This is a genomic window from Alkalibacterium putridalgicola (assembly GCF_040959045.1).
GTDB classification, from domain to species: Bacteria; Bacillota; Bacilli; order Lactobacillales; family Carnobacteriaceae_A; genus Alkalibacterium; species Alkalibacterium putridalgicola.
Window position 1 is genome coordinate 1,621,845 of record NZ_CP162615.1, and the last position, 14,843, is coordinate 1,636,687.

Here is a 14,843-nt window from a genome sequence, read left to right on the forward strand (position 1 = left end):
TCTTTAAAATGATCTTTATCGTCTCTTTTGATCGCATTACCCCGTCTGAAAGTTCAAGCCACCTTATAGAATGGGAGAAAACAAACGGCTGAACTGCTGTTTGAACAGTTCCCACGTGGAGTAGCCGTCGACGATTTCTTCGGTAAGTAAAAACGACTGCGCAGCATCTTTTTTAAAGAGCTGGACCTGACTCTGAGCCAGCACCCTGTCATAAATAAAGGCATTGACTTCGAAATTCAGTTTGAAACTTCTGATATCAAAATTGGCTGTGCCTACTGACAGGATTTCTTCATCTATGACGATCGTCTTGGAGTGCAGAAAGCCATTGTCATAGATGTAAACTTCCCCCCCATAATCGATCAGTTCTGCAGCATAGCTCAAGGTCGCCCGGTAAATAAAAGGATGGTCAGGCTTGTTGGGAAGCATGACCTTGACATCGATCCCAGACAGGATCGCCACTTTAAGGGTTTCCATCAATGCTTCATCAGGTATGAAATAAGGCGTTTGAATATAGACAGATTCTTTGGCCATACTGATCATTTTGATGAATCCTTTTTTAATGGCGTGCATCTCGTTGTCCGGTCCGCTTGAGACGATCTGCAAATCTGTATCACCTTTTAATCCAGAAAATGGAAAATAACTTTCGTCATATTCGATCGTTTTTTGTTTTGTCGATGCATTCCAGTCCATCAAAAAGCGTGTCTGGAGAGAAAGTACGCCGTTCCCCTCGATCCTTAAATGAGTATCACGCCAGTACCCCATCTCTTCATACAAACCAAGATAATCGTCTCCGACATTGAATCCACCAGTATAAGCAATTTTTCCGTCAATCACCACGATTTTCCTATGGTTTCTATAATTCAGTCTTAAATTGATAAGAAAAAAGCGGGAGCCAAAAAAAGGTTCCGCCTGACCGCCATATTGACGCAGACCATCAAAAAAATGCTTACCCAGTACTCTTGCACCCACAGGATCATAGAGTACCCTTACTTTAACACCTTGCTTTGCACGGTCTTCCAGTGCTTTAAGCAGTTTCTTTCCTATCGAGTCCCCCCGAAATATATAATAGGTCACATGGATATGATCTTTTGCTTTTCTGATATCTTCCAGCATCTGATCAAATTTATCATTGCCGTCATTTATCAGTTTCACTTTATTTCCTTTTGTCAGAACTGCCTGATTCCCGTTTAGAAATAACTGGATAAGTTCAAAGGTCTTGTCCTGATACTTGGATTCAGGGACATCAAGATTTTCTGTTTCTATCAACTTTTTCTGTGACTCAACTAACTGGACCATTCCGATACGTTCCTGAGATTGAATATCAAATATTTTTTCTTTTGATATTTTCCTCCCTAAAAACAAGTAAATGACGAACCCAAAGCCTGGCAGCATGATGATCACCAGCAGCCAGGCCCATATCGCTGCAATATCTCTTTCTTTTTCACGAAAAACGGTAAATATGGCTAAGGCTGAATTTAATAGGATAGTTATCCAAAAAAGTGCAGAAATAATGTCCATGTTTGACTCCTTCTAAAAACCTTCATTTCTTTTAGTTTACATTAGCTCTGCACTCTCTGTCTAGAAATATAGACGGTTATCTGACTCATTATTTTTTCGGATGAAAGATAACAGGTGAATTTCTATAAAGTATCAGCATGACGATCATAGTCACAAATCCGGTCACCAGCATACTTAAACCGTTCATAACGAGTGAAAACAATACCGCACTCATTCCCCAGAGAGCATAATCCCCCCAGAAGATCCAGCCGGCGATAAAATGCCAGAAATAGCGTCCTAGAGCTCCGAAAAAGACGGCGACGAGAATGTAAAATTGAACAGTTTTGTGATTATTTAAAGAAATATTCTTCAGTATGTCTTTACTGTAGAAGCCGGCCAGTCCAACAAAGGCATAAGCCAGCGTATATTCGATCATGACCTGATAAATATTCAGCATGTATACTGAACCAGTGACAAAATGCAGAAGCCCCCAAAGAAAACCAGCATACAGGCCCGGTACGAGTCCTCTTCTGATCGCATAGAATGTCAGTGGAATCATTCCTAGAGAGACACTGAATGATGATCCGATACCTGTCGGAATAAATGATAAAACCATCGCTATCGCGGCAAATAATGTCCCTTCCAAATAAATACGCAGTTTTCTGTTTTGCATAAAAAATCTCCTCCATAGTCTATAACTGAACTAGGAGGAGATTTCAGGCTTACCTGAGCTAGAAACCCAGAAGCTTTAGTTCTCACATCAAGTACTCTTCCTACGCACGCATTAACGTACAGGTTCAAAGGGTCTAAACTTTCAGTTCACTCTCAGTCAATATCATTGACTCCCCTAGTACAGTATGATTATTTAATTAAATTTATCTGTTGAAGCGTCTGTTCTGATTGACTTCCATGATAACAGGAAGAATGATCGGACGTCTCTTTGTTTTTTTCCATAAATGACTATTCAATGCTTCTCTTATATCATGTTTGATCGAACCCCAGTCGAAGTCATTGTGCTTGAGGTTCTTCTTCACGATGTCTTTAACAATGTCAGAAGATTCGTCTATCAAGTCCTGACTTTCCTTAACAAAGACGAAGCCTCTTGTAACAATATGCGGATTTGAGACGATTTTCTGTTTCTTACGGTCGATCGTCACTACGGCAACAAAGATCCCGTCTTCAGACAACAGACGTCTGTCACGCAGGACGATATTTCCGATATCCCCGATGCCGATACCATCGATCAGTGTGTTATCTGCAGATACTTGTCCACTTTGAGTCATTTTATTTTTAGAATAGCTTACGACGTCCCCGTTGCTCAAGATGAAGATGTTCTGATAAGGAATACCTGTTTCATGAGCTAAATCGGCATGCGCAGCCAGCATTCTATACTCACCCTGGATAGGAATGAAATAGGTCGGTTTCAGCAGGTTGATCATTAACTGCAGATCATTTGGCGTGGCATGTCCAGAAGCTTTCATATTATCTGAAATCTGTTTCACCGTAGCTCCTGCACGGTAGATCAAGTTTTCAGTTTCTGCAACCATCACTTCCATTGCTATAGAAGGACTTGTCGCAATAAAAATCAGATCCCCCTCTTTAATGTTGACTTGAGGGTGGCTGCCTGCGGCCATACGATTGAGGGTTTTGATCGGTTCACCTGCAGCTCCCGTTTCAAGAACCAGCACCCGATCATCATCATATTTACCGATCTGGTCGACCGGTACGATCAGGTCTTCATCCGGCAGTGTCAGTTTATTCAACTTCATAGCTGTTTCAAGTATAGCTTCAAGATTCTTTCCGGTTATAAACACTTTTCGATTGGAGCGATGTGCCGCATTCAATACCTGCTGGATACGCAGAATGTTACTGGCTACAGCCGCTACAATGATCCTGCCTTCAGTGTTCTGGAATGTATCCAGAACTTCTTCCTGAACCTTTTTCTCAGAAACGTTTTCATATGGGCTTTCTGCTTCTCCCGAATCACTCAGCAGTGCGAGGACGCCTTCTTTACCTAAATCGGCTATTTGAGACAAATCGCTGCTGTACATATCCTGGGCACTTTGATCAAACTTAAAGTTACCGGTGTAGACGATGTTTCCTTCTTCAGTCTGCACAGCGATCCCCATAGAGTCGGGAATAGTATGTGTTGTACGGAAGAATTTGACCAGCGTACCGTTAAAATCGATTTCCGTTTTCTCATCAATGACGTGATAGTCATCAAATGAGGGTGTCAGGCTCGATTCATTCACAAATAATTTAGCCAGTTCGATCGTCAGTTCTGAACCGAATACGGGTACTTCAAATAAATCAAGGAAATAAGGCAGTGCTCCGATAGCATCTTCGTGGCCATGTGTCAGAAAGACACCGGCTATTCTGTCTTTATTCTCTTCTAAATAACTAAAATCAGGAATAACGGCATCGATACCGAAAAGTTCATCTTCCGGATAAATCAGACCGCAGTCAAGGACAAAGATATCCTCTCCCGATTCCACAACGTATAAGTTTTTACCATTTTCTCTTACTCCTCCAAGAGGAATAATTTTTATATTACTCACTATTTTTTCCACCTCTAAAAAGCTTTTTCAGCTTGTTTTATTTATAGTTTTTTTCACCTATGTATTGCCCGTTCGTTCACACTCGTATTTAAAGTATAGCACAGATAGGGTCATTTTCATACTCCGAGGCTATTTCAGTTCTTCACTACTTACAATACGGATAAATCTCGTTAGCATCTGTGAGTGAAACTCTGCCTCCCTTATCCTCCGCTCTCCAAATGCCCCTTCACTTCTGATAGAATATATACAAGACCCGAATATCCTGTAATTGTTTTTACAGATATTATTATTAAGGAGACCCCAAGACATGACTTTTAAACAAGATATTATCGATGCACTGACCTTAGCCTATCCACAGATACTTACATTTGAGAACTTGGCCAGTGAGCTCATGGCAAGCCAGGAAAGGGTAGTGAAGTCTGTTACTGAGCTGCAGGAGCAAAATTATCCGATCAGCACACAAGGTAGAGACATTCATTTAGCTTATCCCCTGCTCTCCGTTCCGGCCATTTTAAAGCAGCTGGAGACTGATTTTATAGGTAAACCTGTTCAGCTGCACGCCAGGCTGGACTCAACGAACAGCTACGCAAAAGAAAATCTGACAGATCTGATAAACGGGGAAATCATCCTGGCACATGAACAGACTGCCGGTAAAGGACGACTGGGCCGGAACTGGACATCTCCTGCGGGTGCCAGTATTTCCTTATCGCTCGTCCTGAAATCGGATATTCCTTTTGAAAGGATTCCACTGCTTACCCAGCTGACAGCTGCCTCACTTGTAAAAGCACTGGACGCATGGGCTGATGTGAAAATCAAATGGCCGAACGATATTATTCTGAACAACAAAAAAATAGCCGGTGTCTTAGTAGAGACTGAATTTTCCGGCCGTTCTCTTAAAGGTATCGTTATTGGGATCGGGATCAATACAAACGTGGATCAAATGGACATACCGGAAGACCTGCAGAGTAAGGCAACCTCGATCAGAGAAGAAAAGGCTGGAGAGATCGATCCCAATAAGCTGGTAGCCCGTTTTCTAAAACATTTCGAAAATTTCTATGTAGCTTTCCTGGGTTCTCAGCATACTGAACCTTTCTTATCTATCTGCCGAGAGCAGTCTGTCCTGATCGGAAAAGATTATTGGATCATAGATAAAGAACAAAAAAGAAAAGCGTCTATCAGAACGATCGATCCAACAGGCGGGCTTGTCGTGACCTATCACGATACAAATAAAACAGAAGTCATCACCTCTACTGATCTCTCCATTCGTGGAGAACACACCTATGTTTAGTATTTGAAAACCAGCAGACAGTCTTTGCTGAGCTGGATTTCTTCATTTTTTTAAAGACTGGCAGCGATCACTATCAAAACCAGCTGGTGCAGCGGGTAATAAACATAAAAAAAGTATCTCGGCAGTTTAGGAAGTTTCAACCCTTTGTCCATAACTAAAAGTGGAAGGGACAACAGAGAAAAGAGCTGGATCGATGCCCCTACAAGCAGTTGTGTCAGCGCTGCAAGGCCAGTCCCCTGAAGCCAGCTGCGTTCTTTCAGCCAGTATATGCTCCATCCGAGCAAAAACCCGTAGATACTGTACTCAGCAAACACACTTAACAGAGCGAACACCAAAGTAAACTTTTTAAATCTCAACGATAAAGAAAATAAAGCTAGTAAGAAGAGCACATTGACAGTATTTGGAGTAATTGGCATGGACAGGATCCCAAGCAGGATCAATCGAAATATATAGCTTCCATAGTAATGTGTCCGTCTCGTTCCTTCTATCGTACTGTAGAGAAAACAAGGAAATGCGATGCGGCCGATAATACGTAATAGCAGCAGATTCGGAAGTAAAAAATACCCAATATGATCGATAGTCATTGTGAGTATGCCTACCCATTTTATTGTATTCAACTTGTGACTGAACGTTTTATCCACACTCTCTGCTCCTTTTGTATCATTTTTTGCCCGTACTGTCTGTACCATTTGTTCTATTTAATACTTTATAGTAAAAGAACCAGAAAAACAAAAAGCATGTCTCCCGTTTTATGAGAGACATGCTTTTTCTGCTTACTGTAGAAAATTATTTATTCTCTTTTTCTTCTTGTTCTGCCAGAACAGCTTTACGTGATAAGTTGACTCGACCGCGATTATCGATCTCTGTTACTTTAACATCAAGTTTGTCACCGACAGAAATGACATCCGAAACATTTTTGATGTACTTGTCTGACAATTCAGATACATGGACCAAGCCATCTGTACCTTTGATAATTTCGACAAATGCCCCAAAGTTTTCGATACGCTTAACTGTACCGGAATACACTTTACCGACTTCGACTTCTTCTGTCAGTTCTTCGATGATCGTTATGGCACGTTTGATTGCTTCGGCATCTTGACCGTAGATCGAGACATTGCCTTCTTCATCGATATCGATTTTAACACCTGTTTCATCGATGATGCCATTGATGGTTTCTCCACCTTTACCAATGACCACTTTGATTTGAGCCGGCTTGATCTTGATCGATTCGATCTTAGGCGCATACTGACTCAACTCAGAACGCGGTGCGTCGATCGTTGCTTCAAGATTGTCCAGGATCTCAAGTCTTGCTTTTTTAGCTTGAACTAAAGCTTCCTCAAGGATCTCTTTCGTGATCCCTTCGATTTTGATATCCATCTGCAGGGCAGTGATTCCCTGACGGGTACCGGCTACTTTAAAGTCCATATCCCCCAGGTGATCTTCCAGTCCCTGAATGTCGGTCAAGACAGTGTAATTGTCTCCCTCCATCACAAGTCCCATGGCGATACCGCCGACTGGTGCTTTGATCGGAACACCTGCATCCATCAGTGCCAGCGTACCAGCACAGATACTTGCCTGAGATGATGACCCGTTTGATTCAAGCACCTCAGCTACTAAACGAATGGTATATGGGAAATCTTCTTCGTTAGGAATGATCGGCAGTAAGGCACGTTCTCCTAAAGCCCCGTGTCCGATTTCTCGACGACCCGGTCCTCTGACTGGACCTGTTTCTCCGACAGAGTAGTTCGGGAAGTTATAGTGATGCATGAAATGTTTGCTGTCTTCGCTGCTTAATCCGTCGATGTGCTGATGTTCTGTCAGCGGTGCAAGCGTTGCGACAGATAATGCCTGAGTCTGACCTCTGGTAAACAGACCTGAACCATGGACACGCGGCAGTATCGTTACTTCTGAATCAAGCGGTCTGATTTCATCCACTTTACGACCGTCTGGACGTGTATTTTCTTCAGTGATCAGACGACGCACTTCATCTTTTTCCATACCATTGATGATCGCTTTGACATCCTTGATGACAGCTTCATAATCCGGTGCATCCATATATTCGCTTTCATACTTCTCAACGATTTCATTTTTAAGCGCTTCTGTTTTTTCAGCACGTTCCTGCTTGTCAAACGTCTGGATCGCTTCTTTCATCTTGTCATTATATTCATTGACGATTTCATTTTTCAATTCCTTGTCAGGAAGCAGTAAAGTGACATCCATCTTATCTTTTCCTGCCGCTTCTACGACTTCTTCCTGGAAAGCAACAAGTTCTTTGATTGCTTCATGTCCGAACAGTAAAGCTTCCAGCATGTCTTCTTCAGCAACCTGATCCGCGCCACTTTCCACCATGTTGATGGCATCTTTTGTTCCGGCAACAGTCAGCTGGATATCTGATTCATTCATTTGCTCTTCTGACGGGTTGATGATAAATTCGCCATCGATACGTCCGACATTAACGCCGGCAATAGGACCGTTGAACGGAATATCTGATACGCATAATGCCAGTGATGAACCGAACATTGCTGTCATTTCAGGAGAATTGTCCGGATTGACAGACAATACAGTATTCATGACCTGCACTTCGTTACGGAAACCTTCGGCGAACATTGGACGGATCGGTCTGTCGATCAGACGCGCAGTCAATGTGGCGTTTTCAGATGGTCTTCCTTCACGTTTTATGAATCCTCCAGGTATCTTTCCGACAGAATACATTTTTTCTTCGTAATTCACCATCAGCGGGAAGAATGGCAGGGTACTGGCTTTCTTGCTTGCCACTGCAGCAGTTAAAACCACAGTGTCTTCATAGCGGACGAGAACGGCTCCGTTAGCCTGTTTTGCCATTTGGCCGATCTCAACAGTTAATTTACGTCCACCGAGTTCAGTTGTGAAAACTTTTTTTTCAGTCATTCATTTCTCTCCTTCATTTTGACAGGAAGCCGTATCTACTAAACAAACGTCATTTTTCTGACGATTCAGACTCATCACGTTTGGTTAGTAGTATGACAGGCATCCTGATCTTTATTATAAATAAAGCGAGATTCCATAGAATCCCGCTTTGTATTTATCATAAATATTAAACATGACTTCACTTATATGAATAAGCAGCCCTGCTTAAGATATAAATTAACGACGTAAACCAAGTCTTTGGATCAATTCACGGTAACGCGTGATGTCTTTGTTACGTAAATAAGCCAACAGGTTACGACGGTGACCAATTTTTTTCATTAGTCCGCGCATTGAATGAAAATCTTTTTTGTGTGTTTTTGCGTGTTCATTCAATTCATTAATATCAGCAGTTAAAACTGCGATCTGCACTTCCGGAGAACCAGTGTCTCCTTCGTGACGGGCATATTCATTAATGATTTCATTTTTTCTTTCCTTTGAAATTGCCATTTTTTTCCACCTCTTTCCATATTGTGAATCCTGTTACTGAGTAGGCGCTGGTGATGCGGCAAACCAAGTAACGGTCTGTGCGTCATGCACACTCTAAAGAGTACACTAGTCCTGAGGAAAAATCAAGTGATTTCACCGGTAAACATACAGAAGTCTGTTCAGTTTCTACTTCATATATTTCGTTTTCAGTTCCATGACGACATCTCTTAAATCTGCGGCCTTCTCAAAGTTAAGATCCTTAGCTGCCTCTTTCATCTCAAGTTCGATCGTTTCAATAAGTTCCATTCTTTCTCTTCTGGATAAGTTTTTGATCGTTTCTTCCGACAGATCTTTTTCCTCTTCATCCACAGCAGTCGTGATCTTAATAAGATCCCGTACTTCTTTTTTGATGGTCGTCGGGGTGATGCCGTGTTTTTCGTTATATTCTTCCTGGATGGCACGGCGCCTTTCTGTTTCATCAATCGCATTGCGCATAGAATCAGTGATATGATCCGCATACATGATGACCCGGCCATTCTCGTTACGTGCGGCACGTCCCATGGTCTGTATCAGCGCACGTGAACTTCTGAGGAACCCTTCTTTATCAGCATCCAAAATCGTGACCAGCGAGACTTCCGGCACGTCCAGCCCTTCTCGCAGCAGGTTGATACCGATCAGCACATCAAACTTCCCGACTCTCAGGTCACGGATGATCTGTGTCCGCTCCAGCGTCTTGACATCACTGTGCAGATACTGGACTTTTATCCCCACTTCTTTCAGATAATCCGTTAAGTCTTCTGACATTTTTTTGGTCAGGGTCGTGATAAACACCCGCTCGTTCTTCTCGATACGCTTGTTTATTTCTTCGATGATATCATCGATCTGTCCCTTGATAGGTCTGACTTCAACGATCGGATCCAGCAAGCCTGTCGGACGGATGATCTGTTCCACGACCTGGCTCGAACGGCTCATTTCGTATTCGGCCGGCGTAGCTGAAATATAAGTGATCTGTGGTACTCGTTCTTCAAACTCTTCCAGACGCAGCGGTCGATTATCGAGTGCGCTCGGCAATCTGAATCCGTGATCGATCAGCTGCTGTTTACGGGCTCTGTCCCCTTTATACATGCCCCGTATCTGCGGCATAGTCATATGGGATTCATCGATGATGAAAAGCGAGTCTTCTGGAAAGAAGTCCAGCAGTGTATAAGGCGATTCTCCCGGCTTCCGTCCGTCGAGATGTCTGGAATAGTTTTCTATCCCGGAACAGTAGCCCATTTCCATCATCATTTCAATGTCATAATTCGTCCGCTGTTCGAGTCGCTGTGCTTCCAGAAGCTTGTTCTCTTTATGAAGTTCTTCAAGCCTGTCCTTTAATTCAGCCTGGATCGATTCAATAGCAGACCGTGTCTGTTCATCGTTTGATACAAAGTGAGTCGCAGGGAAAATCGCTGCATGAGCAAGATCCGCTTTGACTTCACCTGTCAAAACATCCACTTCCCTGATCCTGTCGATTTCATCACCGAAAAACTCGACACGTATCGCTTCGCTCTCCCTGGAAGCCAGGAATATCTCGACAATGTCCCCGCGCACTCTGAACCGACCACGCTGAAAATCGATATCATTGCGTTCGAACTGCATGTCCACCAATCGGCGCAATAAGTCCTCTCTACTGATCTCCATCCCTGATCGCAATGAAAGGACATGTTCCTCGTAATCTTTCGGATTAACTAACCCATAGATACAGGACACTGAAGAAACGACGATAACGTCCCGTCGTTCGAGCAGAGAACTGGTGGCAGAGTGCCGCAGCTTGTCGATTTCATCATTGATGCTCGCATCTTTTTCAATAAAGGTATCCGTTGAAGGAACATAGGCTTCCGGCTGATAGTAGTCATAATAACTGACGAAATATTCCACTGCATTGTCGGGGAAAAATTCCTTGAACTCTGTATACAGCTGTCCCGCCAATGTTTTATTATGAGCCATCACCAGCGTTGGTTTATTGACCTGCTGAATGACATTGGACATCGTAAACGTTTTACCTGTTCCGGTGGCGCCAAGAAGTACCTGTTCTTTCTGATCATCCTTGATACCCTTTACCAGCTGCTTGATCGCTTCAGGCTGGTCTCCGCTTGGTTTATATAGCGATTTTAAATTAAAGCTCTGTTCAGCCATTCTAACACTCCTTGTATAAACTAGTCGCTATCAGTTTATCATAAAAAAAGTATTCCCGAAGACTAAGTGTCTTTAGAGAATACTTTTCATACTTATTTAGCTAATTTTTTGCTTAAACGTGATTTATCACGGGCAGCTTTGTTTTCGTGAATTAATCCTTTTGATGAAGCTTTATCGATTGCTTTAACAGCATCTTCATATAAGTCTTTTGCATTGTCAGCATCAGTATCAACAGCTGTTAAGAATTTTTTCTTAGCTGATCTCATTGATGTGACTTGACTTTGGTTAGTTGCTCTTTTTTTCACGTCTTGTCTTTGACGTTTGATTGCTTGATCCATATTTGGCATTGTAAAACACTCCTTATTTAGTAAACATATAGTTGGAATTAAATGGTTACTGTAACTAAACAGCACTATCTAGACCATGTGAGTTGATTAGTTCAACATTCTCCATTTTACATCACATGACTTATATTTTCAATGAAAACTTTTGCTCATTTCAGGTTTATTCCGTCATTGTGGAAAATTTCCATATAAAGAGTTCGATCTGCATCTCTGCGTTCACTTTCCCGCTCTTGATTTCGTAGTCTGCAGTAATCAGATAGCGATGCGCTTGTGACAGGATCTCCTGCTTGAATCTTTTCTCCGTCTGCAATGCCAGCTTGACACGATAGGGGTGTATTTTTAGTATACCCGCTATATCAGCCTGCTGGTATCCTTTTTTCCGTAAAATCTTTACCTGCAGCAGTAATCTGAACTGACTGATCATTAAAGCAAGGATTTTTATTGGATCCTCTTTCTGATGGAGAAGATCCTGATAAAGTACTATTGACTGTTTGACATTTTTCTTCAATACCCTTTCATTCAGCTCAAAGATATTCTGTTCCAGCGATTTCGATACCAGTTTGTCGATCGACTCCATGCTGATTTCTTTGTCTTCTATGTGATATACCATCAGCTTATCCAGTTCATTTTTAGCTTTTGACAGATTCCTATCTGTCAACTGCAGCAGCCGCTCAAAAGATTCTCTGGACATACTGTATCCGCTGCTCTGGCAGTAACTTTTCAAATAGTCAGCTGTATCTTTTTCAGATGCCGGGGTCACATCGATGACTTCGGCTGATTTCAAAAGGGTTTTAGTCACTTTCTTTCGTTTATCCAGCTTATCGTAAGGAGCAATAAAAACGAGTATGGAGAAGTCCGATGGATCATTCAAGTAGTTCTCAACCAGTGACGGCGTGTGTTTAACAGCCGCTGAGACTTTCTTTCCGGTAAAGATATAGCTTGAATGAACGAAGATAAGTTTCTTCCCGCCGAAAAAAGGAAAACTTTCGGCTTCAAATATCACATCGTCTATACTGGTCTCGGTGAGATCAAAATGCATGATATTCATGTCATCTTCCTGACCGGCCCGGATCGTCTCAGTCAAAGAAGCCGTCACCTCTTCTATCAGCATTCTTTCAGTGCCGATGACAGCATAAACAGGCTTCAGCTGTCCTTTTTTTATTTTATCGATCTGTTTTAATACGGTTTTCATCTCATTCTCCTCTTTGTCCTCTTTTCTGTTCAAAAGAAAACAGGTAACTGTCTATAATTACTAATGGATACTGGTCTGTGAATCTATATCTGACTGCTCCATTAGTGTCTGTCCGATAAATGTTAATATCCCGATCTCTTAGCTTCTCAGTTACATTATCATGCGGGTGCCCGTATCTGTTAGACTTGCCGGCGGAAATCCAGGCTGTTTCAGGCCTGAGCTGATTGATAAATCCATCGTGGGAGGATGTCTGACTTCCGTGATGGCCGACTTTCAAAATATCAGCCGTCATATTCGGATATTTTTCCAGCAGGACTTTTTCACCTTCAGCTTCCAAGTCACCCGTAAAAAGCCACGTTTTTCTGCCGATCAACCCATACAGGACCAATGAACTGTCATTTTTTGAAGCAGTTGTCATTTCTTCATTAGACAGGACGGCGAATGTGTTTTTCGGAAGATAGATGCCGCTGCCTTCAGCTGCTTCTTTGATTACAGTGCCAAATTTGACGATAGAAGAAAACTGACTCTGAAAATTTTCCTCCAGAAAGGTGGTTTTAGCGGAAACCACTTGTTCTGTGCGCATATGACTGATGATATCCATCATCGCTCCATAATGGTCTATATCCGGATGGGTAATAATAATGGATTCCAGTTTATGTACTCCTTCTGATTTTAGCACAGGCAGGATGATATTTTCACCCACATTAAACATTTTTTCCCTATTTTGCCATTCTTCGACCGGAAATTCTGCCTGTCCACCGGTATCAATGAGATAATTCCCTCTCCCCCAAGGTTCTTTTATCAGGATAGCTTCTCCCTGACCCACATCGATCATTAGAACTTGTCCTAAAGGTGAAAACCTGACAGAAAGCACACATATGATTATGCCGATAACGGGAAAAGGAAGAAATCTTTTCGGTCTATTCTTTTCGATCATTACGAGTAACACTAAAATGAATAAAGCCAGCAGAAAATAGGCTGCCTGTGAGAGTCTCCCGGTAACGAAAGTAAAAGTCAGACTCGATGCAGTCTCACTGACAATGGTTTCCATGGCAGTTATCAGCTTATCTATCATAAATAGAATGCCTTCAAAGATTAAAGAACTGGGGATCAGTAACGAGAGCAAAAGACTGACTATCAGCAGCGGCAACAGCAGACTGCCCACCAAAGGAATGAACAGACTGTTCAAAACAAGGACACCCCAGGAAAACTCATAAAAATGATAACTTAATACGGGGATGGAAGAGACAAGCAGCAGAAGATTCATAGTCACATATGTCTCCACTTTAGTCCCTTGTTTAAAAAAAGGCTGATGTGCCAGTGCAATAATCATAAAACTTATAAGATAGCTTAATTGAAAACCGATCATATACAGACTGTATGGCTGAATGAAAAGAGTCAGGATCAGCATCATAGACCAGCTGTCTAGTGCTGTCACCGTCAGATTCAGTTTGTCCCCTAACAGTTTTAGCCAGGCCTGGCCTACAGCTCTGAAGACACTCACCCCAAAGCCTGTCGCTATGCCATAAAGCGGCAGGATCAGTAAAAGACTTGAAGCCGTGGCCTCCTTGCTTATTTTCATCCTCAAAAGCGAAAGCCGTATCAAATCGATCAGAAAAACGACATGCAGCCCGGAAATACTCAGCAGATGCACGATTCCTAACTCTTTAAAGGAATCCATGACATCGCTCGAGAATGAACGTTTATCAGCAAACAAGAGGGTCTTGGTATAAGCGCTCGTCTTCGGTGTCAATGTACGATCAATGTGCGATAGTATCTCTTGTCTAAAGGAATCGAATACATACACATCCCTTGGTTTTTCCTGTTCGTGTTCCCAAACAGCAAGTTCGGAAGCTTTTAGTATATTAAAGATTTTTTTATTTTTCAGATACGTCCCATAATTAAACTGGTTAAAGTTAGAAGGTTCCTCAGGTATCGACAGAACACCTTTAATGGCGGCACTTTTAGGAATCGATGCAGCCAGTCGATGCTTTTCACCTTCGCTCTTAATGTAATAGATCACTTTGACTTTTTCACGGACACTGTCCTGCTGAATCAGACCTTCAAATTCCAACTTATCTCCGTCAACTTTCCAGCTGGTTTCTTTCACAGCCACACTTACCCATTCATTCTCAGACAGAGTTATGGAAGAGCCAGTCGGATAGAAATAAGCAAATCTCATACTGAATAATAGCGTCACTAAAATGGAGACGATAAGGAGGACACCGTTCTTTTGGATGAGCACTCTCTGCCAGATAAAAGCTGTCACTATCAGCACTGGCAGAGTAAATCCACTACTTATACCTACCGCGACAGACAAGAGTGACAACGCGATAAAAATCAGTTTTCCTGTAAACATCTAGATGTCTTATTTCTTTTACTGATATTTGTAGATACCTGTATTTTTATACTGCTGC

11 protein-coding genes and 1 riboswitch are annotated in these 14,843 nt (G+C 42.2%); of the genes, 1 reads left to right on the top strand and 10 read right to left on the bottom strand.

Annotated features, from left to right (window positions below):
• Window positions 1–63: 63 nt before the first annotated feature.
• The 3 genes from cls to AB4027_RS07660 all read right to left on the bottom strand — a co-directional run bounded on the left by cls (window position 64) and on the right by AB4027_RS07660 (window position 4,055).
• Window positions 64–1,518: a cardiolipin synthase gene (cls, locus tag AB4027_RS07650; RefSeq protein WP_091485985.1), complete on the bottom strand. Its 1,455-nt coding sequence runs from the start codon at window positions 1,516–1,518 to the stop codon at window positions 64–66.
• 88 nt (window positions 1,519–1,606) lie between these two features.
• Complete coding sequence (gene thiT / locus AB4027_RS07655; RefSeq protein WP_091485988.1) at window positions 1,607–2,170, bottom strand: energy-coupled thiamine transporter ThiT; 564 nt, start codon at window positions 2,168–2,170, stop codon at window positions 1,607–1,609.
• Window positions 2,171–2,249: 79 nt separating this feature from the next.
• Window positions 2,250–2,356, bottom strand: a riboswitch (TPP riboswitch).
• A 16-nt stretch (window positions 2,357–2,372) separates the two neighbouring features.
• On the bottom strand, window positions 2,373–4,055 hold the full coding sequence (locus tag AB4027_RS07660) for a ribonuclease J (protein WP_368644904.1): 1,683 nt from the start codon (window positions 4,053–4,055) through the stop codon (window positions 2,373–2,375).
• Window positions 4,056–4,362: 307 nt separating this feature from the next.
• Between AB4027_RS07660 and AB4027_RS07665 the strand changes: the two genes are divergently transcribed.
• Complete coding sequence (locus AB4027_RS07665) at window positions 4,363–5,343, top strand: biotin--[acetyl-CoA-carboxylase] ligase (protein WP_368644905.1); 981 nt, start codon at window positions 4,363–4,365, stop codon at window positions 5,341–5,343.
• Between the two features lie 50 nt (window positions 5,344–5,393).
• On the opposite strand, the gene AB4027_RS07670 is transcribed toward AB4027_RS07665, so the two are convergent.
• From AB4027_RS07670 to AB4027_RS07700, 7 genes are all read right to left on the bottom strand, one after another.
• Complete coding sequence (locus AB4027_RS07670; RefSeq protein WP_368644906.1) at window positions 5,394–5,984, bottom strand: TraX family protein; 591 nt, start codon at window positions 5,982–5,984, stop codon at window positions 5,394–5,396.
• 145 nt (window positions 5,985–6,129) lie between these two features.
• A complete protein-coding gene (gene pnp, locus AB4027_RS07675) occupies window positions 6,130–8,250 on the bottom strand; it encodes a polyribonucleotide nucleotidyltransferase (protein ID WP_368644907.1) in 2,121 nt (706 codons plus the stop codon).
• A 216-nt stretch (window positions 8,251–8,466) separates the two neighbouring features.
• Complete coding sequence (gene rpsO / locus AB4027_RS07680) at window positions 8,467–8,736, bottom strand: 30S ribosomal protein S15 (protein WP_091486000.1); 270 nt, start codon at window positions 8,734–8,736, stop codon at window positions 8,467–8,469.
• Window positions 8,737–8,901: 165 nt separating this feature from the next.
• The gene (gene uvrB / locus AB4027_RS07685) at window positions 8,902–10,890 is read right to left on the bottom strand and encodes an excinuclease ABC subunit UvrB (protein WP_091486003.1); all 1,989 of its coding nucleotides are present in this window, start codon (window positions 10,888–10,890) and stop codon (window positions 8,902–8,904) included.
• Window positions 10,891–10,982: 92 nt separating this feature from the next.
• Window positions 10,983–11,237 (bottom strand): 30S ribosomal protein S20, encoded by a 255-nt coding sequence (rpsT, locus tag AB4027_RS07690; protein WP_091486005.1) that lies wholly within the window; start codon window positions 11,235–11,237, stop codon window positions 10,983–10,985.
• 157 nt (window positions 11,238–11,394) lie between these two features.
• The gene (gene holA / locus AB4027_RS07695) at window positions 11,395–12,426 is read right to left on the bottom strand and encodes a DNA polymerase III subunit delta (RefSeq protein WP_368644908.1); all 1,032 of its coding nucleotides are present in this window, start codon (window positions 12,424–12,426) and stop codon (window positions 11,395–11,397) included.
• Window position 12,427: 1 nt separating this feature from the next.
• Complete coding sequence (locus AB4027_RS07700; RefSeq protein WP_368644909.1) at window positions 12,428–14,785, bottom strand: DNA internalization-related competence protein ComEC/Rec2; 2,358 nt, start codon at window positions 14,783–14,785, stop codon at window positions 12,428–12,430.
• Window positions 14,786–14,843 lie beyond the last annotated feature (58 nt).